Here is a 26,029-nt window from a genome sequence, read left to right on the forward strand (position 1 = left end):
TCAATCGAGGGTGTTCAATCCGGCTTGTACCCTTCGAGAGGAGTGCCACCGATGTCAGCACCTCCGAGGCGGATACTCGCCACCACCCTGATCATGGCACTTACCGCGTCCACCCTGCTGGCCTGCGGCGACGACGAACCGGACAGCGACAGCAAGAAGATCACCGTGTGGAGCCTGGAGGACGTGGCCGACCGGGTCACCGCCACCAAGGCGATCATCGCCGACTTCACCGCGAAGACCGGCATCCAGGTCGACCTCGTGACCGTCAACGAGGACCAGTTCCCCTCCCTCATCGCCGCCAACGCCGCCGCCGGCGACCTGCCCGACGTGGTCGGCTCGGTCTCACTCGCCGGCATCCGTACGCTCGCCGGCAACGAGCTGCTGCACGCCTCGGCCAACACCGAGATCGTCGACACACTCGGCAAGCAGACCTTCTCCCCGCGCGCGCTGGAGCTCACCTCCGACGACGGCAAGCAGCTCTCCGTGCCCAGCGACGGGTGGGGGCAGCTGCTCGTCTACCGCAAGGACCTCTTCGACGCCGCCGGCCTGCCCGCGCCCGACACGTACGAGCGGATCACCGCCGCCGCCGCGAAGCTGAACACCGGCGGCGTCGCCGGAATCACCGCGGCGACCGCACCCAGCGACGTGTTCACCCAGCAGACCTTCGAGCACCTGGCGCTGGCCAACGGCTGCCAGCTCACCGACGACGCCGGCGCGGTCACCCTGGACTCGCCCCAGTGCGTGGAGGCGTTCCGCTTCTACGGCGACCTGATCCGGAACAGCTCGGTGAAGGGCGCGCAGGACGTGGACACCACCCGGGCCACCTACTTCGCCGGAAAGGCCGCCATGGTGGTCTGGTCGCCGTTCATCCTCGACGAGCTGGCCGGGCTGCGCAACGACGCCAAACCGACCTGCCCGCAGTGCCAGGCCGACCCGGCGTTCCTCGCGAAGAACAGCGGGTTCGTCACCGCGATCAAGGGCCCGAACGGCGCCGAACCGGCCCAGTACGGCGAGATCAGCTCGTGGGCGGTGCTCGACGGCGCGGCGACCCGCTCGGCGAAGTCCTTCGTGGAGTACATGCTCGGCGACGGCTACCCACGCTGGTTCGGCATGTCACCCGAGGGCCGCTTCCCGGTACGCAAGGGCACCCCGGCCGAGCCCGAGGCGTACCTCACCGCCTGGAACACCAGCCAGGCCGGCGTGGACGCGAAGAAGCCCCTCGCCGACGTGTACGGCGACGAGGTGCTGGCCACGCTGCGCCGCAGCCCGGACACCTTCCAACGCTGGGGCCTCAGTCAGGGGCAGGGCAAGCTGGTCGGCGCCATGCTCGGCGAGCTGCCGGTGCCCAAGGCGCTGAACGACCTCGTCTCCGGCAAGTCCGACGCGGCGGCCACCGCCGGGCGAGCCAAGAAGGACGTCGAAGCCATCAAGGCGGGCGTCAATTGACCACCACCGCGCCGGGCCCGGGCCGCTCCCCCACCCGGGAGCGGCCCGCACCGACCCGCCGACCGCTGACCCTGCGGCGTCGCGAATCCCGGGCCGGGCTCGCGCTGGTCGCACCCACCCTGCTCGTCACCATCGCGGTCATCGGCATCCCGATCGTCTGGACCGTCGTGCTCGCCTTCCAGCGGGTCCGGCTCGCCACACTGCGCAGGACCGGGCTGTTCGGCGAGTTCACCATGGACAACGTCGACCGGGTGCTGCACACCCCCGGCTTCGCCAGCACCCTGTGGACCACCCTGGTCTACAGCCTCGGCGGCACCGTCGGGTCGATCCTGCTGGGCCTGGTCGCCGCTCTGGTGGTCCGCCGGCCGTTCCGCGGTCGCACGCTGGTCCGGGCGTCCATGCTGCTGCCGTACGTGGCGCCGGTGGTCGCGGTGACCTTCGTCTGGCAGGTGATGCTCGACCCGCAGCTCGGCATCGTCAACGACTGGGGTCGCCGGCTGCTCGGCTGGGACGCCCCGGTGCCGTTCCTCTCCCAGGAGTCGACGGCACTGGCCACGGTGATCGTGTTCGAGGCGTGGCGGTACTTCCCGTTCGCGTTCCTGTTCCTGCTGGCCCGGCTCCAGGCGGTGCCCGGCGAGCTGGAGGAGGCCGCCCGGGTCGACGGCGCGACCCCCACCCAGCGGTTCCGGTACATCCTGCTGCCGCAACTGCTGCCGGTGATCGCCCTGCTGGGCGTACTGCGCTTCATCATGACGTTCAACAAGTTCGACGACGTCTACCTGCTCACCGGCGGGGCCGCCGGCACCGAGGTGGTCAGCGTGCGGGTGTACGAGTTCCTCACCGCGCGGACCGACATCGGCGCCGCCGCCGCACAGGCGGTCGTACTGGCCGTGGTGCTGATCGTGTTCGTGCTGATCTACCTGCGCTTCTTCGGACGGAGGGCCGGCTGATGGACCGCGACGTCGTCGAGACGGTGAGCCTGCGCTGGCTGCGCCGCCTGGTGATCGCCGCGTTCCTGGTGGTCACCGTCTTCCCCTTCTACTACATGCTGATGCTGTCGGTGCGCCCCATCGAGCGGCTGCTGCTCGACCCCGGCTCGCTGGTGGTCGGCTTCGGCGAGTTGACCGTCGCCACGTACGCCGAGGTGCTCAAGGCCACCGACGACGGCGGCCAGGGGTTCCTCACCTTCATCCGCAACAGTGGCCTGGTCGCCGTCGCGGCGACCCTGCTCACCCTGGCGGTGGCGATCCCCGGGGCGTACGCGGTGGCCCGGCTGCGGTTCTTCGGCCGGCGGCAGGTCGACTTCCTGTTCCTGGCGGTCTACCTGTTCCCGTCGATCGTCATCGCGATCCCGCTGTTCGTGGTGTTCACCCGGGCCGGGCTGCGCGGCTCACTGTTCGGCCTGGTGCTCGTCTACATCTCGCAGACGCTGCCGGTCTCGGTCTACATGCTGAAGAACTACTTCGAGACCATCCCGGTCAGCCTGGAGGAGTCCGCCGCCATCGACGGCGCGGGTCGGCTCGGCATCATCCGCCGGGTCAGCCTGCCCCTGGCCATGCCGTCGATCATGGCGGTCGCGCTCTACGACTTCATGATCGCCTGGAACGAGTTCCTCTTCGCGCTGCTGTTCCTGGTCGACAAGCCCGACCGGTGGACGGTGTCGCTCGGGCTGTCCCTGCTCGCCGACGGGGTGGAGGTGCCCAAGACGGTGCTGATGGCCGGGTCGGTCGTCCTCACCCTGCCCATCGTGATCCTCTTCTTCGCCAGCGAACGGCTGCTCACCGAGGGGCTGACCAGCGGCGCGGAGAAGGGCTGAGCCAGCGGCGTCATCGGCCGGCGTTCCCGCCGGCCGATGACGCCGGTGACCTGGGCCCCTGCTCCCCCGGGTCGCCCGTCACGCCGCCGGCGGCCCGGTTACCGTGGCCCCATGGCCAACCCGACCCGCTGGGCGACCGACACAGGCCCCGAGCACTCGCAGTGGTACATCGACCGGTTCCGGAAGCTCGCGGCCGAGGGAGCGGACCTGGCCGGCGAGGCCCGGCTGGTGGACGCCCTGGTCCCGCCCCGCTCCCGGATCCTCGACGCCGGCAGCGGCACCGGCCGGGTGGGCGCGGCGCTGGCCGAGCGCGGGCACACCGTGGTCGGGGTGGACGCCGACCCCGCACTGGTGGCCGCCGCCGACGCCGACCATCCCGGCCCGCGCTGGCTGGTCGCCGACCTGGCCGAACTGGACCTGGCGGCGCTCGGTGAGGCCGAGCCGTTCGACGCCGCCGTGCTGGCCGGCAACGTGCTCGCCTTCGTCGCCGCCGGCACCGAGCCGGAGGTGCTGCGCCGGCTCGCCGGGCACCTGCGCCCGGACGGCGTGCTGGCGGTGGGCTTCGGCACCGAGCGCGGCTATCCGCTGACCGCGTTCGACGCCGACGCGGTCGCCGCCGGGCTGCGCCTGGAGCACCGCTTCGCGACCTGGGACCTGCGCCCGTGGCGCGACGACGCGCCCTTCGCGGTCAGCATCCTGCGCCGTCCGGCCGCCTGACCCCGCACCCGCGGGCGGTCAGGCGGGGGCGGCGACGGCCCGCGCGGCGGCCGGGTCCAGTGTCGCGCCGGCCGGCACGAGACTGACCAGACCCGCCGGCAGCCGCAGGGGCCGCACGTCGCGGTAGCCGAGCATCGGGAGCACGTCCCGGTCGGCCAGCACGTACCGCCGGCCCAGGTCGGTGACCACGGAGACCGCACCGCCGGACGCGCCGGGCGCCGCCGCGGCCTCGACCACCGCGCCGCGCCCCGGCTCCACCACCACGTGGTCGGCCAGCACGGCGCCGCCGGCCGGCGCGGTCCGCGGCACGGCCGCCAGGTCCGGCAGCGGTACGCCCCACCGCACCTCCCCGGCGCCCCCCTCGTCGCCGACCCGGGTGCAGAGCGCCCCGCCGTCGCCGGCCGCGAGCCGGGGCGGGACCGGCGGCGGGGCGGTCGGACCCCTCGGGGCGAGATCGGGCAGCGTGGGCAGCGCGGCGAACCGGCCCAACGTCATCGGCTCCGGCTCGCCCTGCCCGGTGCGGGCCAGCAACAGCCCGGCCTGCAACTCGGTGATCCCGGCCAGCCCGGCGGCCAGCGCCACCGCGTACTGCCGGCCGCCACCGGAGTTGCGCACCAGGTACACCTGGCCGATCGCCGCACCCGGCACCCCGGTGGCCCGCCGGCCCAGGTCGGGCAGGGCGAGCGGAGCCAGGTCGGCGCCGGCGGGCAGCGAGTTGAGCAGGGCGGGCGCCACCGGCACCGCCCGGGCGCGCGTGGTGGCCAGCGCCGCCAGCACCCGGCTGGGGTCGCGGATCAGGTGGCGCCGCTGGTGCCAGACCAGGTGCAGCCCGCCGTCCGGGTGGCGCAGCAGCAGCGCGTCCTCGCCGAGTGGCCGGCCACCGCCGGCTTCGGTGCCGATCAGCAGCGCGGAGCGGGGTGACTCGCCGCCCGCGCCGCCCGGGATCATCGAGCAGACCGTCCACGCCGCGCTGGCCAACCGCCCCGGGGCGGGCAGCGAGTCCGGCGCGTCGGCGATGCCCAGCGGCAATCCGCGCGGCACGCCGTCGATGGACCGTCGGGAGACCAGCACCGTCTTCGACCGGTCCGCGCCAACGATCAGCAGCGCCGAGGCGTAGTTGAGCACCGGGTGCAGCTTCTGCTCGCGGTAGACGAACCGGGCGCCGGACTCCTTCTCGACGATCACCGCGCCCGGGTCGCGCCAGCCGCTGCCGCCACCGGCGAACAGGCCGTAGAGCGCCGAGGCACCCAGCCCGATCGCCGCGACCAGAACGCTGGCCAGCGCGGCGCCGGCCAACCGCCGGAACGGCGACTGGGCCGGATCGGTCTCGCGCATCACCAGGGCGGCGACCGCCCGCTGGACGCTGAACTGGTAGGAGTGCAGCTGGTCCTGCCGCGACGGCATGAGGTCCCTTCCCACTGGATCGGCCGGGCACAGGATATGCGCTGCGTCGATGTCCCGTGGACCCTGCGTGGCCGGTGCCGGTCCGGCCGGTACCATCCGGGGACGAATCCGGCGGCGAGAGGGCACCCGTGGGCACGCGTTTCGAGGAGCTGGCCTGGCGGGAAACCCCGATCGGCGTGATCAGCCTGCGCCGGCGCCGGGACCCGGCGCTCCAGGTCGAGGTGTACGAGGTCAAGCTCGACGACGAGTACCTGATGTCCAGCCTCTTCCCGGTCGCGGAGATCGAGCTGGCCCGGCTGGGCCTGGCCGAGCTGGCCGGCGACACGCTCGACGTGGTGGTCGGCGGCCTCGGGCTGGGCTACACGGCCTGCACCGCGCTGGACGACCCTCGGGTGCGGTCGCTGCTGGTGGTCGAGGCGATCGAGGACGTGATCGACTGGCACCGGCGGGGGCTGCTGCCGTTCGCGGCGGGGCTCGCCGAGGATCCCCGGACCCGGTTCGCGCAGGCCGACTTCTTCGCGGCGGTGGCCGGCGACACCGGATTCGACGCCGAGGCGCCGGGGCGGGTGTTCGACGCCGTGCTGCTCGACGTCGACCACTCCCCGCGCAACGTCCTGCACCCCAGTCACGCGGCCTTCTACGCGCCGGCCGGCCTGCGCCGCCTGGCCGCCCTGCTGCGCCCGGAGGGGGTCTTCGCCCTCTGGTCGGACGACCCGCCGGACGCCGAGTTCACGGCGGCGCTCACCGAGGTGTTCGCGACCGCGCGGGCGCACGTCGTGCCGTTCGCCAACCCGCTGACCGGCGGCGAGTCCGCCAACACCGTCTACGTCGCCCGCACGGCCGGCTGAGCCGGCCCGGTCAGAACCAGTCGGCGCGCATGTCCAGCGAGGTCCGGTCCCGGCTGTCCAGCAGGTCGAACTGCGGGCCGGTGCGGGGCAACTCGACGGTGAGGAAGTAGCGGGCGGCCTGCCGCTTGCCGGCGTGGAAGGCGTCGCCAGCCCCCTCCGGCGGCAGGGCCAGCACCTGCTCCAGCCACATCCACGCGATGACGACGTGCCCGACCGCCTCCAGGTAGACGCTCGCGTTGGCCAGCGCGAGCAGCGGGTCGCCGTCGGCCCAGAGCCGGTGGGTGACCGCGACGATCCGGTCCACCGAGGCCGCCAGCCGGTCGGCCAGCTCGCCGGCCTCACCCCCGGCCTTCCCGGCCCGGTCGACGGTCTCGCGGATCGTCGAGGTGAGCAGCGTCAGGCCAGCGCCGCCCTGCATCGTCATCTTGCGTCCCAGCAGGTCCAGCGCCTGGATGCCGTGGGTGCCCTCGTGGATCGGGTTGAGCCGGTTGTCCCGGTAGTGCTGCTCGACGTCGTGGTCACGGGTGTAGCCGGCGCCGCCGAGCACCTGGATGGCCAGGTCGTTGGCGGCGAGGCACCACTGGGAGGGCCAGCTCTTGGTGATCGGGGTGAGCACGTCCAACAGCAGGTGCGCCCGCTCGCGGTCGGCGTCGGCGGGGGCGGTCTTCTCCTCGTCGAGCAGCCGCGCGCAGTAGAGCACCAACGCCAGCGCTCCCTCCACGTAGCTCTTCTGCGCCAGCAGCATCCGCCGGACGTCGGGGTGGTCGATGATCGGCACCTGCGGCGTGTCCGGGTCCTTGGCGCCGACCGGCCGGCCCTGCGGCCGTTCCCGGGCGTACGCCAGACTCTTGAGGTAGCCGGTGTAGCCGAGCGCGGTTGCGCCGGCGCCGACCCCGATGCGGGCCTCGTTCATCATGTGGAACATCTGGGCCAGCCCCTGGTGCGGCGGCCCGACCAGATGACCGACCGCGCCGGGGCGGCCGCCCGGCTCGTGCCCGCCGTCGCCGAAGCTGAGCAGGGTGTTGGTGGTGCCCCGGAAGCCCATCTTGTGGTTGAGCCCGACCAGCACCACGTCGTTGCGGTCACCGAGCGAGCCGTCCGCCTCGACCAGCACCTTCGGCACGATGAACAGCGAGATCCCCTTCACGCCGGGCGGGCCGCCGGGGATCCGTGCCAGCACCAGGTGGACGATGTTGTCGGCCAGCTCGTGATCGCCGCCGGAGATCCACATCTTGGTGCCGAAGAGCCGGTACGTGCCGTCCGGCTGCGGCTCGGCTCGGGTGGTGATGTCGGCCAGTGAGCTGCCGGCGTGCGGCTCGGACAGGCACATGGTGCCGAAGAACCGGCCCTCCAGCATGGGTCGTACGTAGGTGTCGACCTGCTCCGCGCTGCCGTGTGCCAGTAGCAGGTTGGCGTTGCCCAGGGTGAGCAACGGGTACGCCGAGGTGGCGACGTTGGCGGCCTGGAACCAGGTGAAACAGGCGGCGGCGACGGCGTGCGGCAGTTGCAGGCCGCCGACCGAGGCGTCCAGGCCGGCGGTCAGCAGGCCGGTCTCGGCGAAACTGTCCAGCGCCGCGCGGACCTGCGGGATCAGCCGTACCCGCTGCCCGTCGAAGGTCGGCTCGGCGAGGTCGGCGGCCCGGTTGTGCGGTGCGAACTGCTCGGTGGCCACCCGCTCGGCGAGGTCCAGGGCGTCGTCGAACGTCTCGCGGGAGTGCTCGGCGTAGCGGGGGCGCTCGACCAGCTCGGACACCCGCAGCCAGTCGTGCAGCAGGAAGTCCAGGTCGCGGCGGGAGAGCAGGGTGGACGGCACGGCACTCCTCAGCGGGCACGGGGGTTGCTCGGTGCGGGGCGCCAGCCCGGCGACGCCCCGGCCCATCCTGGCGGATCGACCGGGGCGCGCACCACCGGCGGCGGGTCAACGGCGCCCGGCCAGCTCGGCCAGCTGGCGGTCGGCCAGCTCCTGGATCCGGTCCTTGTCGCTGAGCACGACGGTGCCCGGGTCGGCGTCCGGCAGTTCGTCCTCCAGGCGCCGGATCGGCCGGTACGCCCACCCGAGGACTGCGAGGGCGAGGGTGCACAGGCCGGCCGCGACGGCGGTCAGGGCGATGCCCCGACCCGGCCCGTGGCCGATCAGGACACCCAGCACCTGACCGGTGGCGCCGCCGGTGGACGCCAGCGGGGTGAACACCCGCTCGGCCAGCGGGGCGGCGCAGAGGAACCCGGCGGGCACCATCAGCCAGGAGAGCATCAGCGTGGTGGCCAGGACCCGGCCCTGCAACTCCAGCCCCACCTTGGCCTGCACGATCGCCAACCAGTGGCTGTTCACCAGCGCCGAGGTCAACCCCAGACCGAACAGGCCGAGCGCCGGGAAGATCGGTTCCGGCCGCAGGCCGACGGTGACCATGGCGACCGCGAGCACCAGCACGCTGGACAGGATGCCGGTCATCCGCCGGGCCGTGCCGCCCCAGACGCCCATCGCGATGCTGCCGAGCAGCAGCCCGGCGCCGCTGGAGGCGAGCACCACGCCGAGCACCGACGGGTCACCGAAGGACAGGGTGAGCGGGGTGGCCAGCACCTCGACCATGGCGAAGAAGAAGTTGAGCGCGGCGGTGAGCATGATCATTGCGAGCAGCCCGTGCCGGCGGGCGATGAACCGCCAGCCGCCCAGCACCTCCTGGCCGAACGACTCCTCGCGCCGCTTGAACAGCCGGTCGGGGAAGCGCACGGCCAGGGTGATGCCGACCGCCACGGCGAAGGTGGCCAGGTCGAGCAGGACGATGCCGCGCAGCCCGATCGCGACCACCAGCGCGCCACCGGCGAGCGGGGCGAGCACCGTGCTGGTCGCCGCGCCCAGCGAGATGATGCCGTTGGCCCGGCCGTAGTAGCGCTTGGGCACCAACTGCGTCACCGCGGCCAGGTACGCGGGTTGTTGGAAAGCGGTGGCGATCGCGCTGACGGTGAGCGCGGCGAAGACGTGCCAGAGCTGCGCCCGGCCGAACCAGAGCAGCACCGCCAGGGTGACCGTGCCGCAGGCGGCGAAGGTGTCCGCGGCGATCATGACGAGTCGCCGGTCCCACCGGTCGGCCACCGCCCCGGCGATCGGGGACAGCACCACGGCGGGCAGCAGGGCCAGCACCGACGCGACCGCGAACCAGGAGATGGAGCCGGTGCGCTGGTAGACCCAGAGCGCCAGCGCGAAACCGGTCAGCCCGGTGCCGATCAGTGACACGAGCTGTCCGAACGCGACGGCGAAGAACACCCCGAGCCCGGCGTCGGTCCGGCCGGTGCGCCGGGCGCCCGGTTCGGGAACACCCGCCGGCACACGACCGGTCGGCTCGGCGGGCTCGGCAAGCTCAGGGGGCTCGGTCGGCTCAGCGGGCTCGGCCAGGATGATGTCGGCGAGTTCAGGTGCCTGGTGCTTCTGGAAGTAGTGGCCCGCACCCTCGATCGTGCGCAGGGACACCGTGTCGGCGAAGTACGTCCACTCCAGGTAGCGTTCCTCGTACAGCTCGGTGGCCCGGTCCCTGGTGCCGATCACACAGACCAGCGGCGTGGCGAGCCGGCTCTCCGGCCCGGTGGCGTACACGCCGGTGTAGTACTCCTCCCCCATCCGGCTGTCGGCGAGGAAGACCGTCATCAGGAAGTCCTTCTCCCGATCGTCGAGCACGTCGGTGAAGAACCCCATGGCGCGCAGGAAGTCCAGCGCGTGCCGCTTCGAGGTCCACCGCTCCAGCGGGAAGATCCGCCGGAACCAGCCGGCGAGCCGGCCCGGCAGTCGGGGTGCCGGGAAGTGCCCGCCGATCACCACCCGGCGCAGGTCGACGCCGGCCAGTTCCAGCCGTCGGCCCAGCTCGACCGCCGTGGCGCCACCCATGCAGTGCCCGTAGATGATCAGCGGACCGCTGACGCCCGCGGTCACCTCCGCCACACAGGCGTCGACCAGCTCGTCCAGCTCCAGCGCCGGCTCGTCCGCCCGGTTCAGGTCGTGCCCCGGTCGTTGCAGCGCGAGCAGGGCCACCTGGTCCGGCATGGCCGCGGCCAGCGGTTGGAAGATGACCGCGCCGGCGCCGGCGAACGGTACGCAGAGCACGGTCACCGCCGGCGCGGCGTTCCGCGACGGGGTCAGCTCGTGCCACAGCCGCGCCGGAGCGCCGGCGTTTCCGTCGAGGTGGGCGGTGAGCCCCCGGATGGTGGGGTGCCGGAACAGGTCCAGCACGCTGATCGGGGGCTCGCTGCCGGCCAGCGCCCGGATCGCGGTGAACGAGTCCCCACCCAGGTCGAAGAAGTCGTCGTCGATGCCCACCCGGTCGTAGCCGAGCACCTGCGCCCAGCGTTCGGCGAGCGCCTCCTGCACCGGCGTGGCCGGCGCGGCCAGCTCGACCCCGCTCCGGGCGCCGCCGCGCTCCGGTGCCGGCAGCGCGGCCCGGTCGAGCTTGCCGTTCGCGGTCAGCGGCAGCGCGTCGAGCCGCACGAACACCGCCGGCACCATGTGGTCGGGCAGCCAGTCGCGCAGGAACGCCCGCCAGCCGCCGGCGCCCGGGTCGTCGGCACCGGAGTGCAGCGCCAGGTAGCCGACCAGGGCGGGTTCACCGTCCAGGTCGCGGACCACGACGGCGCTCTCCCGCACCGCGGGGTGCCGGTGCAGGGCCGCCTCGATCTCACCCAGCTCGATCCGGAAGCCGCGCACCTTGACCTGCGAGTCGTTGCGGCCCAGGCACTCCAGCCGGCCGTCCGCGCGGTATCGGGCCAGGTCGCCGGTGCGGTAGAGCCGGGCACCGGGTCGGTCACCGAACGGGTCGGGCAGGAACCGGTCCGCGGTGAGCGCCGCCTGGTCGCAGTAGTCCCGGGCCACCCCGGCGCCGCCCAGGTACAGCTCGCCGACCACCCCCACCGGCACCGGCCGGAGGGCCGCGTCGAGGACGTACGCCCGGGTGTTGGCGATGGGACGGCCGATGGTGACCTCGGCGTCGGCGTCGATCCGGGCCACCGTGGACCAGATGGTCGCCTCGGTCGGGCCGTACATGTTCCACAGCTCACCGACCCGGGGTGCCAGGTCGCGGGCCAGTGGCGCGGGCAGCGCCTCCCCGCCGCAGAGCGCCCGCAGGCTCGGCTGCCCGGGCCAGCCGGCGGCCAGCAGCAGCCGCCACGTCGCCGGGGTGGCCTGGAGCACGGTGGCCCCCTCGGCATGCAGCAGTTCGGCCAGCGCGCCCGCGTCGTAGCCGACGTCCCGGCCGGCGACGACCACCCGGGCGCCCACCGTCAGCGGCCCGAACAGCTCCAGCACCGAGATGTCGAAGGCGAACGTGGTCAGCGCGACCAGGGTGTCGTCGGCGTTCAGCCCGGGGGTGTCGGCCATCGCGGTCAGCAGGTTCACCACCGAGGCGTGGCTGACCCGGACGCCCTTCGGCCGCCCGGTCGACCCCGAGGTGTAGAGCACGTACGCCAGGTCGTCCGGTGTGGTGACCGGCTCCAGGTCGTGGCAGGACTCGACGGCGTCGCCGGGGGCGTCGACCCGCAGCACCGGGCCGGGGAAGTCGGCGAAGGACTCCGCCGGCCCGGCCTCGGTGACCAGCGCGACGGCCTGGCTGTGGGTGAGCACCCAGCGCTGCCGGTCCAGCGGGTACGACGGGTCCAGCGGCACGTACGCACCGCCGGCCTTGAGCACGGCGAGCAGCGCGACCAGCAGGTCGGCGGAGCGTTCCAGCGACACCGCCACGGTGGTGTCCCGCCCCACCCCGACCCGGCGCAGCCGCCGGGCGAGCCGGTTGGCACGCACGTTGAGCTGGGCGTACGTCAGGGTCGTCGACCCGGAGGTGACCGCCGGCCGGTCCGGGGTGCGGGCCACCTGCTCCTGCACCAGCGCGGTCAGCGTCACCGGTGGCACCGGCCGGTCGGTGTCGTTCCAGCCGACGAGCTGCCGCTCCCGCTCGGCCGGGGTGAGGATCTCCACCTCGGTCAGGGGCCGGCCCGGCTCGGCGACCACACCGCGCAACAGTTGCTCCAGGTGTGCCAGCATCCGCTGGGCGGTGGCCTCGTCGTAGAGCGCGGTCGTGTACTCCAGGCAGCAGAGCAGCCCCTCCGGCCGGTCGTACGCGTACAGGGTGAGGTCGACCTGGGCGGTGCCGTTCTCCACGCTGAGCGGCTCGGCGCGCAGCCCGCCCATCGTCAACGGCTCGTCCGGCAGGTTGAGCAGGTTCACCATCACCTGGAACAGCGCGTTGCGGCTCAGGTCGCGGGGCACGTCGAGGGCGTCCACCACCCGCTCGAAGGGCACCTCCTGATGGTCGTACGCGGCCAGCGCGGTGCGGCGGACGTCCTCGAGCAGCCGGCCGAAGCCCCACCCGTCCTCCAGCGTGGTCCGCAGCACGAGGCTGTTGAGGAAGAAGCCGACCAGCGGCTCCAGCTCGGCGCGGACCCGGCCGGCCACCGGCGAACCGACGCAGACGTCACGTTGGCCGGTGTAGCGGTACAGCAGCGTCTGCACGGCCGCGAGCACCGTCATGTAGAGCGTGGCGCCGTGCCGCCGCCCCAGCTCACGGACCTGCTCGACCAGCTCCGCCGGGAGGGTACGCCGGGCCACCGCGCCGTCGAAGGACTGCACCGGCGGGCGGGGCCGGTCGGTGGGCAGCTCCACGGCGGTGGGCGCGCCGGCCAGTTGCCGCGTCCAGTAGGCGAGGCCGTCGTCGGCGTCGGCGCGGGTCCGCTGCCAGCGGGCGTAGTCGGCGTAGCGCACCGGCAGCTCGGGCAACGGCGACGGCGCGCCGGCCAGGTACGCGTCGTAGAGGGCGCCGAGTTCGGCCCGGATCACCCCGAGCGACCAGCCGTCGGAGACGATGTGGTGCATGGCGAGCGCCAGCACGTGCCGGTCGGGGGCGCTGCGGAACAGCACCGGGCGGAACAGCGGCCCGGTGGCCAGGTCGTACGGCTCGCGGGCCACCGCGACCAGTGCGAGACGTTCCCGCTCGGCGAGGTCGCCGTCCGCCCTGGGCGGGGCGGCGGGCAGGTCCCGCACGGTCAGCGGCACCGGTTCGGCGGGGCGGACCACCTGCACCGGGTCGCCGCCGTCCGGCCCCGGCTCGAACACCGTCCGCAGCACGTCGTGGCGGCGGATCAGCTCGGTGAGCGCGGCGCCCAGCACGTCCACCCGCAGGTCGCCGTGCAGGCGCAGGGCGCTGAACGCCACGTACGCCAGCTGGTCGTGGACCTGCTCGAGGAACCAGAGCCGGCGCTGGCCGGAGGAGACCGGCGCGGGGCCGGCCGGGCCACGCGGGATGCGCTCCGGCGGCTCGGGCCGGGGTTCGGCGGCCACGACAAGCGCTGCTCCGTCGACCGCCGGCTCGACGGTCGTGGGCAGCGCGGCGGCGATGCCGGCGACGGTCGGCGTCGCGAAGACCGTCTCGATCGGCAGCGCCACCCCGAGCCGGGCGTGCACCCGTACGACGAGCTGGGTGGCGAGCAGCGAGTGCCCGCCCAACGCGAAGAAGTCGTCGTGGGCACCGACCGGTGCGATGCCCAGCAGCTCCGTCCAGATCGCCGCCACCGCCCGCTCGGCCGGGCCGCGGGGTGCCACGAAGGTGGTCGGCAGCGCCGGCCGGTTGCCCGTCGCCAGGTCGGTCGGCTCCGGCTCGACCGGGGCGGCGGGCGGGGCGGCGACGCCGCTGGCGAGCCGCGTCCGCGCGCCGCGCTCGACCCAGTGCCGTTGCCGCTCGAACGGGTAGGTGGGCAGCTCCACCCGGCGCCACGGTCCGCCGTGGAAGGCCGACCAGTCCACCGGCACCCCGGCCAGCCACAGCCGACCCACCGCCGCCAGCGCCATCCGCTGGTCGTCGGCGTCGGCGCGGGGGTGGCGCATCACCGGCACCACCCGGTCAGGGGCGACGCCGGCCTGGCGGACCAGCCCGCCCAGGGTGTGCCCGGGGCCGACCTCGGCGACCACCAGCTCGGCGCGGGCCAGCAGCGCGGCGCAGTCGGCGAAGCGGACCGTGCCGCGCAGGTGCCGCACCCAGTACTCCGGGTCGGTGACCTGCTCGGCGGTGGCCGCCGCTCCGGTCACATTGGACAGGAACGCCAGTCGGGGCGCCCGGTAGGTGACCTGGCGGGCCTCGGCCCGGAACTCGTCGAGCACCGGGTCGAGCAGCGCGGAGTGGAAACCCCGGTCGGCCGGCAGCGGCTGGCACTCGACCTGCTCGGCGCGCAGCCGGGCGGCCACCGCGTCCAGTGCCGCCGGTCGGCCGGACAGCACGCACAACCCGGGAGCGTTGACCGCGGCGAGTGAGACCTCCGGATCGAGCAGCGGGGCGATGGCCGCCTCGGGCAGCGCGACGGCGAGCATCGCGCCCGGCTCGGTGGACTGGGCCAACCGGCTGCGGGCGCAGACCAGTCGCAGCGCGTCGGCGAGATCGAAGACACCGGCGAGGCAGGCGGCCACGTACTCGCCGAGGCTGTGCCCGACCAGCAGGTCCGGCCGCAGCCCCCGGTCGAGCAGCAGCCGGGCGAGCGCGTACTCGGTGACGAAGAGCGCGGGCTGGATGATCCGGGGTTCGGTGAGCAGCCGCCGCGCCACCTCGTCGTCGGCAGCGTCAGGGGCGAGCACCCGGCGCAGGTCCAGCCCGAGGGGTTCGCGCAGCAGGTCCGCGCACTCGTCCACCACGGCCCGGTAGCGGGGCTCGGCGCGGTACAGCCCCGCCCCCATCCCGGGATGCTGCGCGCCGTGGCCCGGGAAGACGAACGCCAGCCCGGCGTCGGTCCGGTCCGGCGCGGCGCTGAGCAGCCGCTCCGGCGTGGCCAGCGCGTCGACCGCGTCGGCGCGGTCACCGCAGACCACGGCCCGCCGGTACGCCATCGACTGCCGCCGGCCCAGCGCCGCCGCCACCTCCGGCAGACCCAGCCCGGGGTACGCGTCGAGGTGTCCCCGCAGCGCCTCGGTGGCCCGGTCCAGCGCGGCGGGTGTCCGCGCGGAGAGCACCAGCAGCTCCGGCCCGGCCGGTGTCGGCGGGATGGGCGGGGTGGCTGGTTCGGGCGCCTCCTCCAGCACCACGTGCGCGTTGGTGCCGCCCATTCCGAGTGAGCTGACGGCCGCCCGGCGGGGCTGACCGTCGGCCGGCCAGGGCCGCGCCTGCGCCGGTAGATGGAAGGGGCTGGCCGGCAGGTTGATCGCCGGGTTGGGCCGCCGGACGTTCACCGCCGGCGGCAGCGTGCGGTGTCGCAACGCCAGCACCGCCTTGATCAGCCCGGCGACCCCGGCGGCGGCGTCGGTGTGCCCGATGCTGGCCTTGACCGAACCGAGCGCGCAGAACTGCCGGTCGGCGGTGCCGCGCCGGAACGCCTCGGTGAGCGCGCTGACCTCGATGGGGTCGCCGAACAGGGTGCCGGTGCCGTGCGCCTCCAGGAAGCCGATGTCGCGCGGGCTCACGCCGGCGGTGGCGAGCGCCCGGCTGACCACCTCGACCTGGCCGGGGACACCGGGGGCCGAGTAGCCGGCTCGCCGGGCGCCGTCGTTGTTCACCGCCGAGCCGCGGATCACGGCGTGGATCAGGTCGCCGTCGGCGATCGCGTCGGTGAGTCGGCGCAGGACGACGAGCCCGATGCCGCTGGCCGCGATGGCGCCCCGGGCGTCGGCGTCGAACGGCCGGCAGTGCCCGTCCGGGGAGAACAGGCCGCCGTCGTGGTGCAGGTAGCCCTGCCGCTGCGCCGGGATGACGCTGACACCGCCGGCGACCGCCAGGTCGGACTCGCCGGTCAGCAGGCTCTGCCGGGCCAGGTGCACGGCGACCAGCGAGCTGGAGCAGGCGGTGCTGACGCTGACGCTCGGGCCGGTGAGGTTCAGCTTGTACGACGCCCGGCTGGCCAGGAAGTCCTTGTCGTTGCTCAGCGCGAGCTGGTAGCCGCCCACCGCGTCCATCAGGTCCGGGTCGGTGAGCAGGTGTTCCAGCAGGTAGGTGCTGCGTCCGGAGCCGGCGAACAGACCGATCTGCCCCGGGTACGCCTCCGGGTCGTGCCCGGCGCGTTCCAACGCCTCCCAGGCGCACTCCAGCAGCAACCGGTGCTGCGGGTCGAGCAGTTGCGCCTCGCGCGGCGTGAAGCCGAAGAAGGCCGCGTCGAAGCGGTCGATGTCGGCCAGTTCGCTGCCCCGGCGCACGTACGCCGGGTCGTCGACGAGTGCGGGGTCGGCGCCGTCGGCGAGCAGTTCGGCGGTGCTGAACTCGCGGACCGTCTCGACGCCGTCGCGGATGATCCGCCAGAACTCCTCGGGTGTCCGGGCTCCGGGGAAGCGGCAGGCCATCCCGACCACGGCGATCGCGTCGGCCGGGGCTGCGGTCCGGGTGGGCCCGGGCACCGTCCGATCCGCCACCCGGGCACGTTCCGCGGCTGGGCGCGCCACGACGGTTGGCGCGGCGGCGGCCAGCACGTCGGCCAGCGCCTCGACGGTGGTGTGCCGGAACAGGTCGGTGACCGTGACCACCGGCCCGAGCCGGTCGACCAGCAGCCGGTGGACGGCCAGCAGCCGCAGCGAGTGTCCACCGAGGTCGAAGAAGTTTTCCCGCTCGCCGACCCGGGGCACGCCGAGCACCTCGCGCCACACCTCGGCCACCAACCTGCGGGCCTCCGCCCGGTCGCCGGCCGACGCCACCGCGCCCGCCGCCGGCTGATCGGCGTCCACGTCGGTCGGGTCGCTGGTCGGCGCGCGCCCGGTGTCGGTGCCGTCCCTCGCCGGTGCGGGCAGGGCGGACGCGTCGAGCTTGCCGTTGCCGGTCAGCGGCAGGGCGGGCACGCCCACGAACGCGGCCGGCACCAGGTGCTCCGGCAGGTCCGCGCGCAGACCGGCGCGCAGGGCGGCCGGATCCGGGTCGCCGGTGAGGTAGGCGACCAGCCGGGCGTCGTCCGGGCCGTCGTGCCGCAGCACGACGGCGACCTCCCCGTCCGGGTGCAGCCGGCGTAGCGCCGCCTCCACCTCGCCGGGCTCGATCCGGTGGCCGCGCAGCTTGATCTGCCGGTCGGCGCGGCCCAGGAACTCCAGCGTGCCGTCCGGGCGGTACCGGGCCAGGTCGCCGGTGCGGTAGAGCCGCCGCCCGCCGCCCGCGAACGGGTCCGGCACGAACCGGTCGGCGGTCAGGCCGGGCCGGTTGAGGTAACCGCGGGCGACGCCGGCACCGCCGACGTACAACTCGCCGGGCAGGCCGACCGGGACCGGGTCGAGCCGGTCGTCCAGCACGTACAGCGCGGTGTTGGCGATCGGCCGGCCGATCGGCACCGAGCCGTGCTGCGGGGTGTCCGGGCCGACCTCGTGCACGGCGCAGCCGACCACCGTCTCGGTCGGGCCGTACTCGTTGACCAGCCGGGTGCCGGGGGCGTGCGCCCGCCAGTGCGCGATCTGGTCGGCGCGCAGGTTCTCCCCGCCGATCACGAACAGCCGGGTCCGGCCGGGCGCCCCGGCCTCGGTGACCTGCCGGTTGACGATCTCCAACTGGGCCGGGGTGAGCTTGACCAGGCCGTACGGGCTGCTCCGGTCGAGCAGCGCCGCGCCCAGGGCGGCCGGGCCGGCGTCGTCGTCGAGCAGGTGCACGGTGCCGCCGGCGGCCAGCGGCACCAGCAGGCTGGTCACCGTGAGGTCGAAGCCGACCGAGGAGTGCACCGGCACCTCGTCGCCCGGTCCGATCCGGTACGCCGCAGCGGCCCAGCGCAGGTAGTTGACCACGCCCCGGTGGGTGACCAGCACGCCCTTGGGGTGCCCGGTGGACCCGGAGGTGTGGATGACGTACGCCAGGTCGTCGGGGCCGACCGGTGCCGGCGGCACGGTGTCGGGCCCGGCCGGCGCGCTCAAATCCACCTCGACCGGCTCGGCCGGGCCGGCCGGCAGCCGGGAGCGCAGCGCGGCCGAGGTGAGCACCACCCGCGCGGCGGTGTCGTCGAGCACCCAGCGCAGCCGGGCGGGCGGGTGCGCCGGGTCCAGCGGCACGTACCCGGCGCCGGCCTTGAGCACCGCGAGGATCGCGACCGGCAGCGCGGCGCTCCGGTCGAGCAGGACGCCCACCAGGTCGCCGACGCCGACGCCGCGCTCACGCAGGGTCGCGGCGAGGGCCTCGGCGCGGGCGTCCACCTCCCGGTAGGTCAGCGTCCGTGCCCGGTCGGTGACCGCCACAACGTCGGGGTGGCGGCGGGCCTGCCGCTCGATCAGGGCGTGCACCGAGCCGACCTCGGGTGCGTCGGTGGCGGTGTCGTTCCAGGTGCGCAGGATCAGCTCGAAGTCGGCGTCGGTGAGCAGCCGGGCGGCCCGCACCGGGGCGTCCGGGTCGGCGAGCAGGTCGGCGAGCAGGGTACGGAAGGCCGCGGCGAACCGGTCCACCGTGGCGGCGTCGAACACATCGGTGCGGTACTCCAGTGCCGCCTCCAGCCCGCCGGGGCCGGGCCGTACCGCCACGGTCAGGTCGAACTTGGCGGTGGCCGTCGGGACCTCGATCGGGCTGACCTCGATGCCGGGCAGCGGCAGCGGCGCGGTGGCGTCCGCGTACAGGAACATCACCTGGAACAGCGGGTCGCGCCCGGCGCGGCGGGCCGGCCGGGCGACGGCCACCAGCTCCTCGAACGGCAGCTCCTGGTGCTCCTGCGCGGCGAGCACGGCGGCGCGGACCCGAGCGGTCAGCTCCGCGAAGCTGGGGTCGCCGGTCAGGTCGGCGCGGATCACCAGGGTGTTGACGAGCAGGCCGATCAGCGGCTCGGTGTCCGGGTCGCGGCGGTTGCCGACCGGGGTGCCGACCGGCACGTCGTCACTGCCGGTCCAGCGGGCCAGCAGCACCTGGAACGCGGCGAACAGCAGCAGGTACGGGGTCACGGTGAGCCGGCGGCAGGCCGCCCGCAGCGTCTCCGCCGGCACGTCCAGCGGCGCGATACGGGTGCCGCCCGCGTTGGTCGGCGCGGCCGTCCGGGCGAGGCCGCCGGGCAGCTCGGGCACCGGGGGCGCGCCGGACAGTCGTTCCCGCCACCAGTCCCGCTGCGCCGCGGCCTGCGGACCGGCCAACCAGCGCCGCTGGCGGGCGGCCCAGTCCGGATAGGAGCATGGCAGGTCCGGCAGCGCGGGCACCCGTCCGGCCCGCTGGGCCGCGTACCGCTCGGCCAGCTCGGCGGCGGCGATCCGCAACGACCACTCGTCGACCGCGACGTGGTGGACGGTCAGCGCGAGCGCGTGCTCGGTGTCGGTGAGCCGGAACAGCGTGGCCCGCAGCACCGGGCCGTCGGTCAGGTCGAGCGGGGTGGCGGCCTCGGCGGCCAGCCGGGCGTTCAGCTCGGTCTCCCGGGCCGCGCCGGGCAGACCGGTCAGGTCGGCGAGCCGCAGCAGCCCGGTGCCGGGCGGCCGGAGCACCGGCACCACGTCGTCGCCGTCGAGGCGCAGCGTGGTGCGCAGCGGTTCGTGCCGGGCGACCAGGGCGTCCACCGCCGCGGCGAGCGCCGGCACGTCCAACGCCCCCCGCAGCCGGTACGCCACCGGCGCCAGGTACGCCGGGTCACCCGGGTTGGCCTGCTCGAGATACCACATCTGCCGCTGACCGGCGGAGACCACCCGGGGATCCGCCGACCCGGGCGCGGGGCCGTCCGGGGTGGAGGACGGCGGGGCGGGCACGATCGCCTGGCGGGCGCGCAGGGCCGCCAGCAGCGCCGCCTTGCGCGGCGAGAGCAGGTCAGTCATCGAGGCGTCCGAGCAGCGCCTCGGCGTCCGCCTCCGAGCAGGCGAGCACACTCAGGTACAGCGCGGCGGCCTCGTCCACCGCCGACCCGTGCTCGGCGCGCAGCGCCGTGGTGAACCCGCCCAGGGTGGGGTGCTCGAAGACCGCGTTGAGCGGCACCCGCACGTCCAGCGCGGTACGCAGCTGCGCGGCCATCCGGGCGGCGGCGAGCGAGTCGCCGCCGCGCTCGAAGAAGTGGTCCCGCTCGGTGAGCCCGTCCACGCCCAACGCCGCCCCCCAGGCGTCCGCGACGACCCGTCCGAGTGCGTCGGCCCGTACCGGTTGTCCGTTCATCGTCATGCTGTCCCCCCGTCGTCCGCGCCGGCCCCCACGCCGGCGCCGCTGTGGTCTGGCGATGTCGTACGGCCCGTCGCCGGGCGAGAGGCCGCGACGGCCGGCCGGTATGCCAGCCGGTCGAGAGCCTGCGCGTCGTCGGCCAGCACGGTGACCGGGCAGGGCACCCGCGCCTCGCCGGCCCGGGCGGCGTCCAGCAGGAACCAGAGCCAGGCCAGGTAGCGGCCGGCGATCTCCTGCGCGGCGGTCTCCGCCTCGCCCGGAGGGAAGCCCTGCGCGGCGACGAACGTGCGGGCGTGCCCGGTCAGCTCGGCCCGCCAGCGCGCCACGACCGCGTGCGGCTCGGCCGGAACGGGCGGCGGCGCGGCCTCGCCGGTCAGTTTGTGGTGCAGCGTGGCGTACTCCCGCCAGGCGGTCCGCTCGTCCGGCACGGTGGCCGCCACGAGGACCAGCGCGTCCGGTGGCGACCCCGCCACGACCAGGGCTCGGGTCAGGTGCCCGGCGAAGACCGCCGCGCTGCAGTATCCGACCACGGTGAGCGGCCCCGGGCCGATCGGTCGGCGGCGCAGGAACTCGGCCGCGGCGGCGTCGGCCAGGGTGGCGTGATCGGGCAGCCCGCTGTCCAGCTCCACACTGGTCACCGGGTCCAGTCGCCAGACCTGGTGCCGGTCGGCGGCGACCGGGTCCGTGCCGGCTGGCCGGGGACCACGCGGGGCGTCGGCCTCGGCCGTGGCGAGCGCTGCGGCCAGGCCGGCCCCGGTGGAGTCACCGGAGAACTCAATCGTCAGCAGGCACCCGGCCCGTCCGTCGGCGACCTGCTGCAACGCGATCGTCCGTGCCATCGGGATCTCCTTGTGCGTACGCCTCGAGCTGATCGGTGACGGCGGTGGCGAGCGCCGTGACGGCGGGCCGGTCGAGCACCCCGCCGTCGGCTTCGACGAGGATCGACAGCGCGCCGGACGCCGAGTGGCGCAGGGTGAGGCAGAGCGGGAAGCGGTTGGCGGCGCGGTGCAGCTCCCGCCGCTGCCAGCGGACCGCGCCGGTGACCAGCTCCGGTTCCTCCACCGAGTCCAGGTAGCACGTTGGGTAGGTCCCCGGCGGCGCTCCGGTGCCGCGCCGTAGCTCCCGCGCCACGGCGGCGAACGGGGCCTGCTCGGCCGCGACCCGCCGCAGCTGCCCGCCGACCCGGTCGACCAGTTCGGCCCACTCGCCGGCCCGCACGTCGTCGCAGCGCAGCAGGACGGTGTTCACCGCGTACCCGGCGATGTCGAACTCGTCCGCGGCCCGGCGGGTGTCGCTCGCGCAGCCGATCAGCACGGTGTCCCGGTCCAGCAGCCCGCCCAGCGCGCGGGCGTACGCGGCGGCGACCAGTTCGGTGGCGGTGCCGCCGCCGGGGTGGGACAGCGCGGCGGCCGACGCCCGCACCGGCCGGGTCAGCACGGTCCGCTCGGTGTGGGCGCCCGGCACCGGCTCCGGTACGCCGCGGACCCGGGCCACGGCGGCGGCGACGGCTGCCTGCCCCGTCTCCCCCGCCGCCCACGCCGACCGGCGCAGCCCCAGGTCGCACACGGTGGTGGCGGACACCGGACGGGACCAGGCCGGGTCGGCGTGGCAGCGGGTGACGTCGGCCAGGAACAGCCGCAGCGACCAGGCGTCCACCACCAGGTGGTGCCAGACCAGCAGCAGCTCGGTACGCCGTCCGGCGGTCAGCACGAGGCAGCGCACCAGCGGGTCGGCGGTGGTGTCGAAGGGCCGCTCGGCGTGGGCCCGCACGGCGGCGTCGAGCGCGGCGCGGTCGGCGAGCCGGCACACCTGCACCTCGGGGCGGTGCCGGTCGAGCACCAGCTCGGGCAGCCCGTCGACGAGCCGCAGCCCGGCGCCGAACGCGGGATGCCCGGCCAGCGCCCGGCGCAACGCGTCGAGCAGGCGGGGCACGTCCACCGGCGCGTCCGTGCCGAAGCGGACCGGCTCGCAGTAGAGGGTGCTGCCCGGGTGCAACTCGTCGTGCAGCCAGACACCGAGCTGCTCGGGGGTCAGCGGCGCGTGCCGCGCCCCGACGGAACCGGACCCGTCGACGGAGGCCGGGCGGCGCGGGCCAGCGGGGATCGGGCGGGGTTCAGGCGCGCCGGCGGCGGTGAGCCGTTGGGCGAGCGCGGCGGCGTCGTCCGCCCGCAGCACGTCGGCGGCGCTCACCGTGACGCCGGTGCGCTCGCTGAGCCAGGCCGCCACGCGGGCGGCGGCCAGTGAGGTGCCGCCCAGCGCCACGAAGGTGTCCCCGGCGCGGACGTCCCGGACCGGCAGCACCCGCCGCCAGGTGGCCAGCACCAACCCGAGCGGGCCCGGCGCCGACCCGGCCGTGAGCGGGTCACCGTCGACGGGCACGTCGGGGCCGGGTCGGGCAGCGCGCAGTGGCTGGGCGGCGAGCCGGTCGTGGTCGTACTTGCCGTGCGGGGTGAGCGGCAGCCGGGGCAGCAGCAGCACCGCCGCCGGCACGGCGTACGCCGGCAGCCGCTCGGCCGCGTACCCACGGGCGGCACGCTCGGTGAGCCCGGTGCCCGGATCCGCCGCCACGTACGCCACCAGCACGTCACCGGCGCCGGGGAGCCGCCGGGCGGCGACCACCACGTCCCGTACCCCGGGCAGGCCGCGCAGCACCGCCTCCACCTCTGCCGGTTCGATCCGGAATCCACGGATCTTCACCTGCCGGTCGGCCCGGCCGAGGAAGAGCAGGTTGCCGTCGGGCAGGGTGCGGACGAGGTCGCCAGTGCGGTAGGCGCGACGGTCGGTGTGCGTCGGGTCCCGGATGAACGCCGACGCTCCAGCGGGCGCGCGCAGGTAACCTCGGGCAACCGCCGCGCCCGCCACGACCAGCTCCCCGGTGCCGGTGCGGTGGTACGACCCGTCGGCGTGGCGCAGCAGCAGGGTGGTGCCCCGGACCGGCGTGCCGATCGGGGTGCGCTCGCCGGGCGTCGCGCCCTGGCGGGGCAGCACGTACAGGGTGCAGCAGACGGTGGTCTCGGCCGGGCCGTATCCGTTGACCACGGTCAGGTTGGGCCGGCTGCGGGCGATCCCCTCCAGCAGCGAGCGGGGAATCGGCTCCACCCCGACCAGCAGCCGGCGCAGACCGGACAGCGCGCCCGGCTCGGCGCGCAGCAGCGCGTGCAGCTCCGGCAGGAACGCCGGCGGCACGTAGGCGCTCTGCGCCCCGCACACGTCCAGGAACGCGGCGAGCGCGGCGCCGTCGTGGCGGGCCGCGGCGGGGACGACCCGCACGCTGCCGCCGCGGCTCAGCGGCGCGAAGCACTCCCAGACCGCCACGTCGAACGACGGCCGGGTCCACCAGGTGCCGGTGTGCCCGGCCGGCACCGGCGCCCGCTCGTCCAGGTCGACGAGCAGGTTGGCCAGGTTGGCGTGCTCGACCTGCACGGCCTTCGGGGTGCCGGTGGAGCCGGAGGTGTGCACGACGTACGCCACGTCGGAGGGTGCGCCGGTGTCCGCGAGCGGTATGCCCGGTCGGCCGGCGACGGCGGCCGGGCGGAGCAGCGACCGGCCCGGCACGGCGGCCTCGGCCACCACCAGCAGCGGGTCGGCCACGTCGAGCAGCGTGCCGATCCGGGACGGCGGCTGGGCCGGGTCCAGCGGCACGTACGCGGCCCGCACCGCGAACGCGCCCAGCGCGGCGGCCACCGCGTGTGGTCCCGGTTCGAGCAGCACTCCGACGCGGTGGCCGGGGCCGACGCCGTACGCCCGGTAGCCGGCGGCGTACCTGCCGGCCAGGTCGAGCAGCCGCCCCCAGCTGACGCGGCCGTCGTCGGCGTGCACGGCGGTCGCCTCGGGGCGCCGTCGGCCGGCGGCGAGCAGGCGGGTGAGCAGTGTGCCGGTCACCGCGCCGCACCGGCCTCGTCCGCGGCGAGCGCCCGCACGGCGGCGAGGTAGTCGGTGTAGCGGCGGTGCTGGTAGAGCAGCGCCGCGCGGACCTCGATCCGCAGTCCCTGCCGGAGCTGGGCGGTGAGCCGCACCGCGAGCAGCGAGTCCCCGCCGGTCAGGAAGAAGTCGTCCTCCGGACGCGGCGGCGCGCCGAGAACCGTCCGCCACGCCTCGGCCACCGCGGCCCCGGCCGGATCGGTCGCCGTCGTCGGGGGCGAGGGCGAGGCGGCGACGGCCTCGGCCGACCAGCGCCGCTCGGTGTCGGCGCGCAACGCGGCCCGGTCCAGCTTGCCGTTCGAGGTCAGTGGCAGGGCGTCGCGGACGTCCACCGTGTGCGGCACCATCGCCGTGGGCAGCCGGTCGCGCAGCCCATCGCGCACCGCTTCGGGCGTGACCGGGCCGCTCACCCAGGCCACCAGCAGGGGCGCCCCGGCGCGGTCCACGGCGCCGGCGACCGCCTGATCGACCCCGGGCAGGTCGAGCAGGGCGCTCTCCACCTCGCGCAGCTCGATGCGCTGACCACGGATCTTGACCTGGCCGTCGACGCGGCCGACGAAGTGCAGCTCACCGGTGGCGTCGCGGCGGCAGATGTCGCCGGTGCGGTAGTGCCGCGAGACCCCGTCGGCGCCGGTCCCGAACGCCGTGGCGGTCTCGGTGCCCGCCGCCCGGTACCCCCGGGCCAGCACCGGCCCGCCGATCACCAGCTCCCCCTCGCCGTCGCCGTCGCCGTCGAGGGTCACCACGGCGCCCGCGACCGCGCGGCCGATCGGCGGCGGTCCGCTCCGATCGGTATGGCGGCGCAGGTCGCCGGTGGCGGTGACCAGGATCGTCGCCTCGGTGGGGCCGTACAGGTTGTGCACCGCCGCGCTGAAGCCGGCGGGTGGCCAGAGCCGCAGCCGATCGCCGCCGGTGGCCAGGGTACGCAGCCGGCCGGTGTCCACCCCGGAGCGCAGCAGCTGCTCGGCCAGCGGGGTGCTGAGAAAGCTGTGGTCCACCCCGCGCAGGGTCTCGGCGATGCGCTCCGGGTCCCGTGCCACCTCCTCGTCGGCGAGCACCACCGTCGCGCCGCGGATCAGCGGCGCCCAGATGTCCAGCAGGGCGGCGTCGAAGGCAAGGCCGGCGAAGGCCGCGGTGCGCACCCCCGGGGCGAGCCGGAAGAACTGCGCGTACCAGCTCAGCACCCTCCACAGGCTCCGGTGGGTGACCTCGACCTGCTTCGGCCGGCCGGTCGAGCCCGAGGTGGAGATGAGGTACGCCAGGTCGTCCGGCTCGGGCAGCCGCAGATGCTCCTCGCGGCCGGCGCGGACGACGGTGACCTCGGCGGGCAGCCGCTCGACGAGCTCTTCGGCGGCGACCGCGACCCGGCACCGCGCGTCGGCCAGAATCTGGGCGATCCGGGCCGTGGGCAGCGCCGGGTCCAGCGGCAGGAAGGCGGCGCCGCAGAACATGGCGGCCAGCGGACCGACCACCGCGGCGGCGGTGCGCGGTTGGAGCACCGCCACGACCGCGTCCGGATGCCCGGCTGCTGCACGGGCGGCCGGCGCGGGCAGCTCACGGGCCAGGGCACCGGCGAGGACGGTCGCGCCGGTCACCAGGTCGCGGTAACGCAGGATGCCGTGCCGGTCGACGACCGCGGGTCGTTCGGGGTACGCGGCGGCTCGGCGCAGCACCTCGGCGGGAACACTGGTGGGACGGCCCGGGCCGGCGTTCGGAACGGCGGTCACAGTTGTCCGCTGGGTCGGATCACGACATCGGCTCCCGGTCGACGCGACAACGACGGCGCGTAACGGCGTGGCAGGACTTGTTACCAGGTGCAATCCTGGCATCGCTGTCGGTGTCACGGCCATCAGCCGACA

At 75.1% G+C, this 26,029-nt stretch carries 12 protein-coding genes; 5 read left to right on the forward strand and 7 right to left on the reverse strand.

The window, feature by feature from the left end:
* Positions 1-51 precede the first annotated feature (51 nt).
* The 4 genes from AB0K07_RS21705 (at position 52) to AB0K07_RS21720 (ending at position 3,979) form a co-directional block, all read left to right on the forward strand.
* Entirely contained in the window at positions 52-1,446 is a 1,395-nt protein-coding gene (locus AB0K07_RS21705; RefSeq protein WP_363757230.1) for an extracellular solute-binding protein, read from the forward strand.
* On the forward strand, positions 1,443-2,396 hold the full coding sequence (locus AB0K07_RS21710) for a sugar ABC transporter permease (protein WP_363757231.1): 954 nt from the start codon (positions 1,443-1,445) through the stop codon (positions 2,394-2,396). Before AB0K07_RS21705 ends, AB0K07_RS21710 begins: the two co-directional genes overlap by 4 nt.
* Positions 2,396-3,262, forward strand: a complete 867-nt coding sequence (locus tag AB0K07_RS21715) for a carbohydrate ABC transporter permease (protein ID WP_363757232.1) — start codon at positions 2,396-2,398, stop codon at positions 3,260-3,262. Before AB0K07_RS21710 ends, AB0K07_RS21715 begins: the two co-directional genes overlap by 1 nt.
* Positions 3,263-3,373: 111 nt before the next feature.
* A complete protein-coding gene (locus tag AB0K07_RS21720) occupies positions 3,374-3,979 on the forward strand; it encodes a class I SAM-dependent methyltransferase (RefSeq protein WP_363757233.1) in 606 nt (201 codons plus the stop codon).
* 18 nt (positions 3,980-3,997) lie between these two features.
* On the opposite strand, the gene eccB is transcribed toward AB0K07_RS21720, so the two are convergent.
* Complete coding sequence (eccB, locus tag AB0K07_RS21725; RefSeq protein ID WP_363757234.1) at positions 3,998-5,383, reverse strand: type VII secretion protein EccB; 1,386 nt, start codon at positions 5,381-5,383, stop codon at positions 3,998-4,000.
* A 128-nt stretch (positions 5,384-5,511) separates the two neighbouring features.
* Between eccB and AB0K07_RS21730 the strand changes: the two genes are divergently transcribed.
* Positions 5,512-6,231, forward strand: coding sequence for a spermidine synthase (locus AB0K07_RS21730; RefSeq protein WP_363757235.1), 720 nt, complete (start codon positions 5,512-5,514; stop codon positions 6,229-6,231).
* Positions 6,232-6,241: 10 nt separating this feature from the next.
* Here AB0K07_RS21730 and AB0K07_RS21735 read toward each other — a convergent pair whose 3' ends face one another.
* The 6 genes from AB0K07_RS21735 to AB0K07_RS21760 form a co-directional block, all read right to left on the reverse strand.
* Positions 6,242-8,044, reverse strand: coding sequence for an acyl-CoA dehydrogenase (locus AB0K07_RS21735; RefSeq protein WP_363757236.1), 1,803 nt, complete (start codon positions 8,042-8,044; stop codon positions 6,242-6,244).
* Between the two features lie 105 nt (positions 8,045-8,149).
* Positions 8,150-19,915: an amino acid adenylation domain-containing protein gene (locus AB0K07_RS21740; protein WP_363757237.1), complete on the reverse strand. Its 11,766-nt coding sequence runs from the start codon at positions 19,913-19,915 to the stop codon at positions 8,150-8,152.
* Positions 19,908-20,252 carry a phosphopantetheine-binding protein gene (locus AB0K07_RS21745; RefSeq protein ID WP_363757238.1) on the reverse strand — a complete coding sequence of 115 codons (345 nt, stop codon included), beginning with the start codon at positions 20,250-20,252 and terminating at the stop codon, positions 19,908-19,910. Before AB0K07_RS21745 ends, AB0K07_RS21740 begins: the two co-directional genes overlap by 8 nt.
* The gene (locus tag AB0K07_RS21750; RefSeq protein ID WP_363757239.1) at positions 20,249-21,088 is read right to left on the reverse strand and encodes a hypothetical protein; all 840 of its coding nucleotides are present in this window, start codon (positions 21,086-21,088) and stop codon (positions 20,249-20,251) included. Before AB0K07_RS21750 ends, AB0K07_RS21745 begins: the two co-directional genes overlap by 4 nt.
* Positions 21,024-24,131, reverse strand: a complete 3,108-nt coding sequence (locus tag AB0K07_RS21755; protein ID WP_363757240.1) for an AMP-binding protein — start codon at positions 24,129-24,131, stop codon at positions 21,024-21,026. The genes AB0K07_RS21750 and AB0K07_RS21755 overlap by 65 nt, the downstream gene beginning before the upstream one ends.
* The gene (locus AB0K07_RS21760; RefSeq protein WP_363757241.1) at positions 24,128-25,897 is read right to left on the reverse strand and encodes a non-ribosomal peptide synthetase; all 1,770 of its coding nucleotides are present in this window, start codon (positions 25,895-25,897) and stop codon (positions 24,128-24,130) included. Before AB0K07_RS21760 ends, AB0K07_RS21755 begins: the two co-directional genes overlap by 4 nt.
* Between the last annotated feature and the right edge of the window lie 132 nt (positions 25,898-26,029).

It is taken from the genome of Micromonospora sp. NPDC049301 (assembly GCF_040678715.1).
Classification (GTDB): domain Bacteria; phylum Actinomycetota; class Actinomycetes; order Mycobacteriales; family Micromonosporaceae; genus Micromonospora.

What these genes read in the sequence shown, in the direction of transcription:
- AB0K07_RS21720 (WP_363757233.1), top strand. Translation starts at nt 3,374, where the DNA reads ATGGCCAACCCGACCCGCTGGGCGACCGACACAGGCCCCGAGCACTCG.
- AB0K07_RS21750 (WP_363757239.1), bottom strand. Translation starts at nt 21,088, where the DNA reads ATGGCACGGACGATCGCGTTGCAGCAGGTCGCCGACGGACGGGCCGGG.
- AB0K07_RS21705 (WP_363757230.1), top strand. Translation starts at nt 52, where the DNA reads ATGTCAGCACCTCCGAGGCGGATACTCGCCACCACCCTGATCATGGCA.
- AB0K07_RS21715 (WP_363757232.1), top strand. Translation starts at nt 2,396, where the DNA reads ATGGACCGCGACGTCGTCGAGACGGTGAGCCTGCGCTGGCTGCGCCGC.
- AB0K07_RS21745 (WP_363757238.1), bottom strand. Translation starts at nt 20,252, where the DNA reads ATGACGATGAACGGACAACCGGTACGGGCCGACGCACTCGGACGGGTC.
- eccB (WP_363757234.1), bottom strand. Translation starts at nt 5,383, where the DNA reads ATGCCGTCGCGGCAGGACCAGCTGCACTCCTACCAGTTCAGCGTCCAG.
- AB0K07_RS21740 (WP_363757237.1), bottom strand. Translation starts at nt 19,915, where the DNA reads ATGACTGACCTGCTCTCGCCGCGCAAGGCGGCGCTGCTGGCGGCCCTG.